Source organism: Ensifer sp. LC384, from assembly GCF_001695865.1.
Classification (GTDB): domain Bacteria; phylum Pseudomonadota; class Alphaproteobacteria; order Rhizobiales; family Rhizobiaceae; genus Ensifer.
This window is the reverse complement of the sequence record NZ_MBST01000024.1, coordinates 64,563-76,228: the sequence shown is the minus strand read 5'-3', so window position 1 is coordinate 76,228 and position 11,666 is coordinate 64,563. Positions and strand designations below refer to the sequence as shown.

Annotated in this window: 10 protein-coding genes; 6 read left to right on the top strand and 4 right to left on the bottom strand. The window is 60.5% G+C overall.

Annotated elements, in window-relative coordinates:
• Window positions 1-901: 901 nt before the first annotated feature.
• Both BC363_RS19725 and BC363_RS19720 read left to right on the top strand, forming a co-directional pair.
• The gene (locus BC363_RS19725) at window positions 902-1,111 is read left to right on the top strand and encodes a hypothetical protein (protein WP_065783601.1); all 210 of its coding nucleotides are present in this window, start codon (window positions 902-904) and stop codon (window positions 1,109-1,111) included.
• A gap of 160 nt (window positions 1,112-1,271) precedes the next feature.
• Window positions 1,272-1,589, top strand: coding sequence for a FliM/FliN family flagellar motor switch protein (locus BC363_RS19720; protein WP_161952478.1), 318 nt, complete (start codon window positions 1,272-1,274; stop codon window positions 1,587-1,589).
• 277 nt (window positions 1,590-1,866) lie between these two features.
• Here BC363_RS19720 and BC363_RS19715 read toward each other — a convergent pair whose 3' ends face one another.
• A complete protein-coding gene (locus tag BC363_RS19715) occupies window positions 1,867-2,853 on the bottom strand; it encodes a cyclase family protein (protein ID WP_083223509.1) in 987 nt (328 codons plus the stop codon).
• A gap of 115 nt (window positions 2,854-2,968) precedes the next feature.
• Between BC363_RS19715 and BC363_RS19710 the strand changes: the two genes are divergently transcribed.
• Together BC363_RS19710 and BC363_RS19705 are read left to right on the top strand one after the other, a co-directional pair.
• Entirely contained in the window at window positions 2,969-3,865 is an 897-nt protein-coding gene (locus BC363_RS19710; protein WP_065783599.1) for a LysR family transcriptional regulator, read from the top strand.
• Window positions 3,866-4,279: 414 nt separating this feature from the next.
• Window positions 4,280-5,527 carry a S41 family peptidase gene (locus BC363_RS19705; protein WP_244519913.1) on the top strand — a complete coding sequence of 416 codons (1,248 nt, stop codon included), beginning with the start codon at window positions 4,280-4,282 and terminating at the stop codon, window positions 5,525-5,527.
• Window positions 5,528-5,562: 35 nt separating this feature from the next.
• Here BC363_RS19705 and BC363_RS19700 read toward each other — a convergent pair whose 3' ends face one another.
• Window positions 5,563-7,050, bottom strand: a complete 1,488-nt coding sequence (locus tag BC363_RS19700) for an aspartate aminotransferase family protein (protein WP_065783597.1) — start codon at window positions 7,048-7,050, stop codon at window positions 5,563-5,565.
• 276 nt (window positions 7,051-7,326) lie between these two features.
• Here BC363_RS19700 and BC363_RS19695 point away from each other — a divergent pair, with 276 nt between their 5' ends.
• Window positions 7,327-9,135: an ABC transporter ATP-binding protein/permease gene (locus BC363_RS19695; RefSeq protein ID WP_065783611.1), complete on the top strand. Its 1,809-nt coding sequence runs from the start codon at window positions 7,327-7,329 to the stop codon at window positions 9,133-9,135.
• A gap of 111 nt (window positions 9,136-9,246) precedes the next feature.
• On the opposite strand, the gene BC363_RS19690 is transcribed toward BC363_RS19695, so the two are convergent.
• Window positions 9,247-10,074, bottom strand: coding sequence for a bifunctional allantoicase/(S)-ureidoglycine aminohydrolase (locus BC363_RS19690; protein ID WP_065783596.1), 828 nt, complete (start codon window positions 10,072-10,074; stop codon window positions 9,247-9,249).
• 75 nt (window positions 10,075-10,149) lie between these two features.
• Complete coding sequence (locus tag BC363_RS19685; RefSeq protein WP_065783595.1) at window positions 10,150-10,836, bottom strand: GntR family transcriptional regulator; 687 nt, start codon at window positions 10,834-10,836, stop codon at window positions 10,150-10,152.
• A 192-nt stretch (window positions 10,837-11,028) separates the two neighbouring features.
• On the opposite strand from BC363_RS19685, the gene BC363_RS19680 reads away from it, so the two are divergent.
• The gene (locus tag BC363_RS19680) at window positions 11,029-11,664 is read left to right on the top strand and encodes a flavin reductase family protein (protein ID WP_065783594.1); all 636 of its coding nucleotides are present in this window, start codon (window positions 11,029-11,031) and stop codon (window positions 11,662-11,664) included.
• Window positions 11,665-11,666: the final 2 nt, after the last annotated feature.

Genomic DNA, 11,666 nt, shown 5'->3' with positions numbered 1-11,666 from the left:
CCACCAGGCGGAAGGTCGTCATCCTTGCTCCCAACGTTGACATTGACCAGCGCGTCGAGAGGCGAGAGTGTCGCATCTCTAACTGGCCCAACTGTAGCATTACTAAATAGCCACTACACTCAAAAGTCACATAACATACGTTATGGAACCAGGAATAATTGGCGCTGTGTGACGAACGGCGCCAGCGCAACACTTGGCGGGCACCCACCTCACAAACACTACAATCCTCCATAACCACTCTACGCCGGCGTGGGTTCGGAGCGGATTAAGCCGGTACGATCGAGCGGTGAAATGGGCACTCCGACGCTGCATTCGTCACCAGCTTTCGTTGCAGTTGCCATCGTCACTTTGACTTGAGATCGGACCGCTCTGATGCATTCCAGAGAATGTGCACCAGGGCTGCTCCTGCCACGGACGCGAGCTGATCGCTGCCATGAAGCACGGCCGCGTGGCGGTTGCCCTTCGGACTCCAAGGTGCCTTGATACTGCGGCAAGTTTGCTTGCCCATGCCTTTGAGTGTGGCCGTCTGCGGGAAGCAATCGAAAGATGTGGAAACCGAGCCCAATCGCGTTGTCCTACCAAAGCCCGGATGGAATGTTTCGCCAAGAGCGCTGAAGCGGCGCTGAGTCGCCACATGAAGCGGAAATCCGACGCAGCCCCGCTGAGTGGTCGTAAGCTGCGACGCGGCGAACGCCTCAGCGCGCCGTTGGCCCAACTCAGCCCAGTCTTCAGCCGAACATAGGAGGAATGCACATTGGCCGCTGCCACGTTTCAGCCGAACCTAATGGGGTCTATCGGCTTCAACTCGCAAATTGCAGCGCTTTCCATTTGCGCCGTTACAGCCGTGACCGCGATATTCTATGTCGCGTCTTACCCAAGTTTGCCCTGGAACGACGTTCCGATGGAACCGGCGCCTGAGATCGCGCCGGCAAGCGGCACAGGCACGGCAAGCCCGCCGAAGTTCGAGATCGTGTTCAGCGACGGCGACCGCAGCCTGATGGTCTATGGCGGCTACGTCTACATCGTCCGACTCGGTGACAAGCTGCCTGACGGTAGTCGGGCGATCGGGTTCGAGAAGCGGGAAGGAAGTTGGTCCGCAATGACACTCTAGAAGGTCTTTCCGGTGCGGCCTTTGTGGATGTTAACGGAATGTTAACGCTCGCATTAGACGCACAGCCCCTGCCCTCCCAGGCGCCATTGCCTGTCACGGCGAACTGGCGCAACCCTTTTGTTAAGGACTTGTAAACCAGTGTTTTGGGTGGTGCATGATGATGAACGAAACGTTGCATAATGGCTTGCCGGAAATCGACAATGGCCCCATTCCGCCGGAGAGCGCTCCGATCGGCGAGCATGCAGTACAGGGCATACCGCTTGTCATCGAGGCAGTCCTCGGTCGCGCAAGATTGACTGTGGCCCAACTCTACAAGCTGCATCGGGACGACCACATAGATCTCGACACCAATTTCGGAGACCCGGTCGACCTCAAGGTCAATGGCACGGTCATTGGCCGAGGCGAGATTGTTTTCGACGAATCCAAGACCGCCATTGGCGTCAAGATCGTCGAGATTTCTCACGGCAGGCGTCGCTAATTGACGCCAGCGGGCTCTACTTTGAAATCAGCGAGATGGAGTCGTCCATCCAGGGTTGCATTAAGGTGATTGTGACCTGAATTGGCGCCAGCGTTGAAACGGCAATGAGAGGCAGGTCCGCCTCTTGGCCGGCAGCCATCGCCTCCTCCCCGTTGAGCCCCCATCAGGCGAAAAGGGGATCACGGTCAGGAAGAGGGTCGTTAAGACGTTGCAAAACGCCGCAGGCTTTTCCCGCGGCGTCTCTGTCGGACAGTTGTCGACAAGCGCTAGCCAACCTTTATCGCAACCGCAGGGCCACCGGGCGGATCGGTGCCGCGTCCGCACCGCGGAACTTCAAGGAGGCGCCGACAAACGCGAACTCGTAGACACGATCCTTCGACAGCCCTTCGAGATTGACGAGCTCGATAATCGGCGCGCCCTGTTGGGCGAGCAGATAGGTATGGACCGGGACATAATTGTTCTCGGTTTCGGCAGGAAACGCCTCGAAGCTGAGGTTGTCGGCGCCCACCACCATGGCGCCACCGTCCTCGACCAGGAATTTGGCGGCATCGATGCTCAGTCCCGGAGGATTGCTCATATAGGCGGATGCGTTCTCGTAATGCTGCATGCGCCCGGTGCGGATCAGCACAACATCGCCCTGCTGTAGATTCACACCTTGGCTGTCGAGCGCCGCCTGCAGATCCTTGCGCGTCACCCGATAGTTGTCCGGCAGCATCTGCATGCCCTTGGCTGCGGCGACATCGATCATCACTCCGCGCGCGATGATGGGCGGCAGCTTCTCCGCACCCGTGACGGTCCAGCCCTGATCGCCGAGGTAATCGGCGGCGGCATAACCGTTCCAGATCTTGCCGTTCAGACCGAAATGGTTCAGCGCATCGATATGCGTACCCATATGTGCATACATCGACACGGCAGAGCCGGTGTAACTGACATGATCGTTCATTTCCCTGCCCACTTTCATCGGGTCGGAAACTGCGGTGCCATGCGGTGTGTGGGTCATCCACATCTGGTATGGCGGATCGCCGGCCGCCTCCCAGCTTGGCATGCCGATGAAATACTCGACCGCTAGATCGTAGGATCTGCCACCATCGATGCGCGACAGGATCGTGGCGCGGGATTCAGGCGTGATCAGATTGAGCCGTCCGATCTCATCCTTCGGCCCCCATGGGCTCTTGCCAACCTCTTGCGCTGAAGCCGCGCTGCCGACGAGACCGGCGATGAAGGTGACAGCCAGGGCGCGGCTGAAAACTGCAGTGTCGAACATGATGAACTCCTTCTTCTCGCTTTCCCTGACATCGGGAAACTGAGCCCACCTTATTGCTGGCGCCTGCGCGAATAATCAGCGATAGAACGAAAACATAATTTACTCTGGAGAAAATATGGACCTGCTGGCCGCCATGCGCTCCTTCCGCCGTGTCGTCGAACTTCAGAGCTTCAACAAGGCGGCGGAAGAGCGGGGGCAATCGAACGCGTCGATCAGCAAGCAGATCCGGCAGCTCGAGGCGCGCCTCGGCACAGTGCTGATCGTGCGCACGACGCGCCGCATGAGCCTGTCTGAGACAGGGCACAGCTATTTCGCCGAATGTTGCCGGCTGCTCGACGAGCTAGACCATCTGGAGCGGACGACCTCCGGGGAAGCCGGCGAGATCAATGGCCGGCTCCGGATCAATGCGCCCCTGTCCTTCGGACTGACCGTACTCGCACCGATGCTGGCCCGTTTCATGATGCTTCATCAGCAGTTGAAGGTGGACATGACGCTCGACGACCATTTGCTCGACGTCGTGTCTGAGGGCTTCGACCTGTCCATCCGCGTGCGCGCGACGCTCGCGGATTCATCCCTGGTTGCCAGGCGGCTGGGCGAGGTCGAGCAATTCATCTGCGCAGCACCCGCCTACCTCTCGGCAAGCGGCGCGCCAACAGAGGTCGGCGATCTCAAGAACCACCATTGCCTGGCCTACCGCCTCGCCGACCAACCCGGCAGCTGGGTGCTGGAAGGCCCAGACGGTGCCGCGAGCATCGATGTGCCCGCACGCTTCGTCGTCGACAACAGCCTGATGCTTTGCGAGATGATCCAGTCCGGCGTTGGCATCGGCGTGTTGCCCTCCTTCATCGCCAACCCGCTCCTTGCCAACGGCAAGCTCCTGCGGATCTTGCCGCAGCACAAGCTCGCCCGGCGCAGCATCTACGCGGTCTATCCGACCAACCGCCTGCTTCTGCCCAAGGTGAGGGTCTTCACCGAATTTCTCGCAAGCGAGTTTCGGCAAGCCGGTTTCTAGCCAGGCTTGCGCGCCTACAGCGCCGCGCGTCTTATCAGACGCGCAAAGGTCGCTGTAGCACTTTAAATTGCTGCATGTTTTTGTCCATAAATCGGGTACGATTTAAGGAAACATGCGGTAGCGACACGGCGTTCCGGCCCCCTCGCCGAAGGCAGCCGGTCGCAGGGGCAAAGTGATCCGTGTCGGCGTCGACTCCGATTGCGACGATCCCGCCATCGACATCCCCAAAGCCGGAGACGATGGAGTGCTGCGCGCGGTGCAATCAGTGCCTGGCATGTGGCGATCACGCAATTTTGCGACGCGACGCCTCGCCTCGGCCGCGCTTAGGCCGATAATGAGCTGAAACGAACCGAAAGACCGCCGATGCACAACGCGATGTCCAAGGTATTGCAAACTGCGTTCCTGCTGGCGCTCATGTCTGCGGGCACATTCGCGGCGGAACTGCCGCGGTCGGGCGATGCAGTCTTCGACCGCGTCATCGCGTTGGTGAACTCCGAGTTTCACGACGAAACCGCACTGGGCCGCTTCAACGAAACTGCGAGGAAAGAAATCGAAGACGCGAGACCGACGCTTTCCACAACCGGTTCTGCCGTACGCGTTGATGCTGCGATCGGCATGGCCCTTGCCAGCCTGCGCGCGTCCCACAACGGCCGCTTCAAACCAGACACAATCGCCTACTTCGAGTTGAGCGACATCTTTCGCTTCGCCATCCGCGATGACCTGCGCCGGCTGTTTCCGCCGGAGGGAGACGTCAGTTATCCCGGCATCGGCATGGTCACGCGGGTGGTAGGTAATGCCAGGTTCGTGAGCGCTGTCTATGATGGTTCTCCAGCGGCAAAGGCCGGGGTCGTCACGGGTGATGAGATCCTCACCGTCGATGGATTGCCCTATCGCGAGATCGCCTCCTTTCAAGGCAAGGTCGGGCAGTCGGTCGACATTCGCCTGCGCCGCAAGGCAGATGCGGCGCCAATAAGTGTCAAGGTTGCGGTCGAAAGGCTACGCCCGCTCCCAACATTCGAAAAGGCGATCGAGAACAGCATCGCAGTGAGCGAACGCGACGGAAGAACGATCGGCTATATCAGGTTCTGGACGCTGTCGACGCGCGACGGACTGGAGATCGTCGCACGGGAGCTTTCGGACGGACGTCTGAGCGCTGTCGACGGTGTGGTCGTGGACCTTCGCGGACGCTGGGGCGGCGGTGCGGCCGACGCCGCCGAACTCTTCGTCGGCGACACGCCGTCGTTCCGGTTGATCCCACGGCATGGGCGAGCGACGCTCGCAAATGTTCGCTGGCGCGGTCCGGTGGTGGCGCTGGTCGATGAGGGCACGCGCAGCGGTCTCGAGCTTTTCGCCTATGCGCTCCGGATAAACGGCATTCCGCTGGTGGGCGAGCGCACCGCCGGCGCCCTGTTGGCAGGCCGCGCCTATATCCTGCCCGACGACAGTCTGCTGGAAATTGCCGTCTCCGATGCGGTCATCGACGACAACGTACGGCTGGAAGGAACCGGGATCGCCCCGGACATTCGTGTCAACCTTCCGCTCGCCTATGCCGCCGGCCGAGATCCACAAAGGGAAGCCGCCGTGTCAGAGCTGCTTCGGCTGATTGCCGACGGCACCTCGGACCGCACCGTGACGCGAGGAGAACGCTCGCTGACACGGTGATCACGAACGTCACACCTTGCCCTTTGCAGGCCCATTCAGGCTGCCGCGTTGGCCCGAACGATTTCGCGACCAAGCCGGACGACCTCGTCGACAAGCAGCTTCAAGTCCTGCCGTCTGGTGCGGTGATTGTTGATCGCGACCCTCAGGCAATGCTGACCGTGCACGGTCGTGTCGGAGAGAACTGCGGTGCCTTCATCCTGCAGGCGCAGCATGATCTCGGTATTAAGTGCCTTCAATTCGTCGCCGTCCTTGCCTTCGCAGCGGTAACGGAAGCAGACGATATTGATGTTGGTCGGTGCCACCAGTTCGAGCAAAGGCTCCGCCTCGACCAGGTCGCTCAGATACCGTCCCTGGGCTATATTCTGGTCGACGAGCCGGCCGAACTTGGCGATGCCGTGCTCCTTCAGCGACATCCAGATTTTCAGCGCCCTGAAGCCACGTGACGTCTGCAGGCCATAGTCATAAAGCCAGGGTGCTGCCGCGAGACCACGCGTCGTTGCCACCAGATATTCCGGCGTCACTGCGAAGGTCCGGCGATGGGCCGAAGCATCCTGAATCAACACGCAGCCAGCCTCGAATGGCGCGTGCAGCCACTTGTGCGGGTCGAGCGCCACCGAATTGGCCTTCTCGATCCCGGCGACGCGAAAGCGGTTCTTCGGAGCAACGGCGATCAGCGCGCCGATGCAGCCATCGACGTGCAGCCAGAGGTCCTCTTCTGCCGCCAACGCCGCGAGTGCCTGCAGATCATCGATGGCGCCGGTGTTGACGGTGCCAGCTGTCGCAATCACGCAGGCAGGCATATATCCCGCCGCGCGATCTTCCGTGATCGCACGCCTCAGCGCAGCCACATCGATGCGCAGCTCGGCGTCGGTCGGAATGCGCCGGAGCGCCTGGTTTCCGAGCCCAAGCGTCTCCATCGCCTTGCGGTGACAACTGTGGATCTGGTCGGATCCATAGTAGCGCAACGGCCGCGCGATTGCCGCAACACCAAGCTCCCGGATATCGACACCGGCTTTGACATTGCGAGCCACGGCAAGGCCGATGATGTTGGCAACCGACCCGCCGCTGACCAGCGTGCCGCTGGATGAGGCTGGAAATCCCAACATCTCCTTGCACCAATTGACGACCTGCTGATCCATCAGCGCTGCTGCATGATTGCCGCCGCCCAGATTGGAGCCCTGGACGGCGGCAAGAAAGTCGCCGAGTGCTCCGGTGAAATTGCTCGACCCCATGTACCAGGACCAGAAACGTGGGTGGATGTTACCCATGGGGTAACCCAAGACATTCGCAGCCACCTCACGGTAGACTTCGTCCGTCGGCGTCGGCGACTGGGGCAGCGAGGCTGCAAATGACGCGCGGACCGGCTCCGGCATGTCCAGCCAGACATGCCGATCACGAACACGGCTGATGTAATCGATGGCGTCGTCGACGACCCGATGCGACAGGGCGCGCAGATCGGTCCAATCGTCAGGATCCAGCGTTTCCTCACCGGCTGCGGTGGGTGTCCTTGGTGATGCCTCCATTCGTGCCTCCCGATTGCTCGACATTCGTTGATGAAAATCGTTGGGTACCGCCGCGCGCGGCATTAGGTCAGCGAAAAGGCCGTTTAGGCGGCGATCTCACCTACCTCTTATGGCCATTGCAACGCCGTCAATATGAACTCCTGACGCGCGCTTTCAATAAAATTCGCAGGGGATGGAAACACTCCGTCCCTCTCTCGTCCATATTCGGCGCTAGGGAGACCGGGCTTGGCAGGCTATATTTCCCCTATGGAGATCGTGACGGAGAGATTCGCATCGATGCCGAACCCTACAAACGGCAAGAACAATGGTCGGGTAGAGGCCAACGACGAACAACCCCTCGGCGCCCAGTTGCGGATGATGCATGCAGCCTTCATGGCTTCGCCGCTCCGAAACCGGATCATCTGGCTCGCCCTCGGTATCCTGATGGTGATCGTGACGACTGCGTTCGGTCAGATCATCCTCAATCGATGGTACAAACCGTTCTACGACACGCTGGAAAGACGCGATCTGCAGGCCTTCCTGCACCAGCTCGTCGTCTTCGCCCAGATCGCCGGTGCCCTGCTCGTTCTCAATGTTCTGCAGACATGGCTTGGCCAGCTTGTCCGGCTGAAGCTACGGGAAGGCCTGACACTCGACCTCATCCACGAATGGATGAAGCCGGCGCGTGCGTTCCGGCTGGCCAATGCCGGCGCCATCGGCATCAATCCCGACCAGCGCATCCACGAGGACGCCCGCCATCTCTCGGACCTTTCGGCGGGCCTGACGATTGGGCTGATACAATCCGGCATCCTGCTCGCAAGCTTCATCGGCGTGCTCTGGTCTCTGTCGGACGGATTCGTCTTCCACATCTCGGGCATGGCCATCGACATTCCGGGCTATATGGTCTGGGCCGCCATTCTCTACGCCGGCACGGCCTCGTGGTTGAGCTGGCTCGTCGGGCGTCCATTGGTCAAGCTCAACGGTGAACACTACGCCCGCGAGGCGTCGTTGCGCTTCTCACTGATGCGCATCAACGAGCACATCGAGGCCGTGTCGCTGTCATCGGGCGAGGCGAACGAGAAGCGCCGGCTGCAGGCCGATCTGTCGTCTGTTCTCGAGATCAGCCAAAGCCTGCTGCTCGCCGTCACGCGGTTGACCTGGGTGACGGCGGGTTATGGCTGGATCACCGTCGTCGCGCCGATCGTCATCGCCTCGCCCGTCTATTTTGCCGGCGATCTCAGCTTCGGCGGTCTGATGATGGCCGTCGGTGCCTTCAATCAGGTACATGCCTCACTGCGCTGGTTCGTGGACAATATCGGCGCCATTGCCGACTGGCGCGCGACATTGATGCGCGTTGCGGCCTTCCGCTCGGCACTTCTCGTCATCGACGACCGGCACGAGGGTGACAAGCGCATCGAGTTCGTTACGGCGGACGGTCCGCAGATGATGTTCGATCATATCGAGATCGTCTCGGCTGCCGGTTGCATCAAGCTCTCAGAGCCGAATGTCACGATCAATCCCGGCGAACGGGTGCTTGTCACCGGTGCGCCGGAGGTTGATAAGGCGCCGTTCTTCCGGGCCATTGCTGGCCTGTGGCCCTGGGGGCACGGCCGCATCTCGCTGCCGATCGATGATGGCCTCGCCTTCGTTCCCCGCTCGCCGTATTTTGCGCCGGGTACGTTGGAGGAGGTGCTCGCCTACCCGAAGACACCAGACAGCTTCAAGAACGGCGAACTTGGCGGCGTGCTTTCCAAGGTCGGCCTCGGCCGCCTCGCCGACCGCCTCGATCAGGACATGCGAAAGAAGCTCAATCTGAGCGAAGTCGAAATGCGCCTTCTGGCAATCGCCCGCCTTGGCCTGCACAAGCCTCGGTGGCTGATCATCGACGAGGCATTGGACACGCTTGAGGACGATGCCTATCGCAAGGTCATGACCTTTCTCGACCGCGAAATGGGTAAGGCGGCAATCGTCAACATCGGCCGCAAGGAACGCGCCAACGGCTTCTTCACCCGCGTGTTGGAGCTCGAGAAAGACGCCGCCGGCGGTTCGTTGCGTCTGATCCGTCCAAAGAGCCTGCGCCCGACCAATCCGCAATTGGTTGATTGACAGCGTCTGCGCTGAAGGCGGCACATTAAATTGCTGACGCATCCATTTGATTAACAAGAAACAGCGCCTTCATGGAAGGCGCTGTTTCGGTAGGCAATGTTGCCGCGGATCTTAGCGCGCGCGCAGCTTCATGTGACGGTTGACGTCCTTGTAGAGCAGGTAGCGGAACTTGCCGGGGCCGCCGGCGTAGCAGGCCTGCGGGCAGAATGCGCGAAGCCACATGTAGTCGCCGGCTTCGACTTCGACCCAGTCCTGGTTAAGCCGATAGACGGCCTTGCCTTCGAGCACGTAGAGACCATGCTCCATGACGTGGGTTTCGGCAAAGGGAATGATCGCGCCCGGTTCGAAGGTCACGATGGTCATGTGCATGTCGTGCCGGAGATCGGTCGGGTCGACGAAACGCGTCGTTGCCCACTTGCCTTCCGTGCCGGGCATGGCTGAAGGCGTGATATCGGCCTCGTTGGTGAAGAAGGCTTCGGGAGCGGGAAGGCCGTCGACGAACTCGTAGGCCTTGCGGACCCAATGGAAGCGAACAGGCGCTTCGCTTCTGTTATGCGCCGCCCATTTGCTCGCAGGCGGAATGAAGGCGAAACCGCCGGGAAGCATGCGATGCTCTTTGCCATCGAGTGTCACGGTCAGTTCGCCCTCGACGACGAACAGCGCACCCTCAGCACCCTCGTCGAGTTCCGGCCGGTCGCTGCCGCCGCCGGGAGCGATTTCCATGATGTACTGCGAAAATGTTTCAGCAAAACCGGACAATGGACGCGACAATATCCACAGGCGGGTTTTGTCCCAGAACGGCAGATAGCTGGTGACGATGTCCATCATCACACCCTTCGGAATCACCGCATAAGCCTCGGTGAAGACCGCGCGGTCCGTCAGGAGCTGCGTTTGTTCCGGAGCGCCGCCATGGGGCGCGTAGTAGTTACGACCAGTCATTTCCGTCCTTCAGTTCTCAAACAGGCGCCGCCTCCTCACAAGAGCGGCGCGGTTGGGGTTATTGCCAATGGAATGTCAAAGCAGCGCGGCGCGCAGGTCGCGCGGCTGATCCTTCTCTTCATCGAGATCCAGTTCCGCCTCTACGTGGTGCAGATGTTCGGCCATCTCCTTGATCGCCGTGTCCACATCCCTCGCCGCGATGCGGTCGACGACCGCCATATGTTCGTCCGGCCCGCAATTGTGCAGGTGGTTCGACCGGTACATGGCGGTGATCAGCGAAGTTCTCGAAACCAAGTCCCGCAGGATGCCGAAGAGGAAGGCGGAGCCGGAGAGTTCCGCCAGAAGCAGGTGGAATCCGCCGGAAAGACGAACGATTGCAGAGAGATCACCTGCCCTGCCCGCAACCCGTTCTTCATCGACATGAGAGCGCATGCGCTCGATGTCTTCCACCGTGGCGCGCTCGCACAGGCGCTCGACGACGCGTTGTTCGATCGCCCTTCTCGTGACGAAGACGTCCCGCGCTTCGTCCACAGACGGCTCGGACACGAAGGCGCCACGGTTTGGCATGATCGTGACCAGCCCATCCCGTTCCAGCGCGGTCAGCGCCTGGCGGATACGGGCTCGACTGACGGAGAAAATCTCGGCAAGCTGCTCTTCCTTGAGGCGGGTGCCGGGACGCAGCCGCCGCTCCGCGATCGCAAGCCAGATCTTCTCACAAATGATAGCCGTCGGCGCCCCGGCGGTTTCGTCCGCATTGTACATGAAATCTCCCATAGCCGTTCGCATACTCTGGCCGGCCAGCTCTCAAAGTCAATTCCACTCACTGCAGTTTGATATTGACTACAAAATTGTAGACAATATTGTGTACCGTAACTTGGTATGCTGTGGCAACCACTTAAACAACGGCCATCGACCGGTTTGACAGCCGACCGTACCCGACCCGAGAGCTCATTGATGGACTTCGACTTCACCGAACTGCCCGCCCAGGACCGCTACCGGTTGCTGACAAATTTCATCGGTCCGCGCCCGATCGCGCTCGTGTCCACGCTCTCGCCAAGCGGCCAGGACAACGCCGCGCCGATGAGTTTCTTCAACGTCTTCTCACACGATCCGCCCATCGTGATCCTGGGCATCCAGACACGACCGAACGGCGAAGAGAAGGACACGGTCAGCAACATCCGGCGCACAAACGAGTTCGTCGTCAACATGGTCGACATGGCGATCGCCGACCAGATGCTCGTCTGCGGCCTCACCTTCGAACCGGATGTCGATGAGGTGGCGATGGCGGGGCTCTCAGCGGCCGATGGCGTCAAGGTCGGTGCCCGCCGCATCGTCGAATCGCCTTGTTCGATGGAGTGCCGGGTCGAACGGCTGATCGAATACGACCGCCGGGTCATCGTGCTGGGCGAGGTCGTCCACATGCATGTGCGCAAGGACTGCCTGGATGACAACGGCCACTATGTCGATCTGTCGACATATCAACCAATCGCGCGCCTTCACGCAAACAACTACATCACCTCCGATCGACAGTTCGAGATGCGGGCACACGACATCGCGTCCTTTGCCGCTCCCAAATCGAAAACGAACTGATC

Bases quoted from the DNA above. Each gene is read 5' to 3' on its own strand.
- BC363_RS19725 (WP_065783601.1), top strand. From the start codon at position 902: ATGGAACCGGCGCCTGAGATCGCGCCGGCAAGCGGCACAGGCACGGCA.
- BC363_RS19720 (WP_161952478.1), top strand. From the start codon at position 1,272: ATGAACGAAACGTTGCATAATGGCTTGCCGGAAATCGACAATGGCCCC.
- BC363_RS19715 (WP_083223509.1), bottom strand. From the start codon at position 2,853: ATGTTCGACACTGCAGTTTTCAGCCGCGCCCTGGCTGTCACCTTCATC.
- BC363_RS19710 (WP_065783599.1), top strand. From the start codon at position 2,969: ATGGACCTGCTGGCCGCCATGCGCTCCTTCCGCCGTGTCGTCGAACTT.
- BC363_RS19705 (WP_244519913.1), top strand. From the start codon at position 4,280: ATGTCTGCGGGCACATTCGCGGCGGAACTGCCGCGGTCGGGCGATGCA.
- BC363_RS19700 (WP_065783597.1), bottom strand. From the start codon at position 7,050: ATGGAGGCATCACCAAGGACACCCACCGCAGCCGGTGAGGAAACGCTG.
- BC363_RS19695 (WP_065783611.1), top strand. From the start codon at position 7,327: ATGCCGAACCCTACAAACGGCAAGAACAATGGTCGGGTAGAGGCCAAC.
- BC363_RS19690 (WP_065783596.1), bottom strand. From the start codon at position 10,074: ATGACTGGTCGTAACTACTACGCGCCCCATGGCGGCGCTCCGGAACAA.
- BC363_RS19685 (WP_065783595.1), bottom strand. From the start codon at position 10,836: ATGTACAATGCGGACGAAACCGCCGGGGCGCCGACGGCTATCATTTGT.
- BC363_RS19680 (WP_065783594.1), top strand. From the start codon at position 11,029: ATGGACTTCGACTTCACCGAACTGCCCGCCCAGGACCGCTACCGGTTG.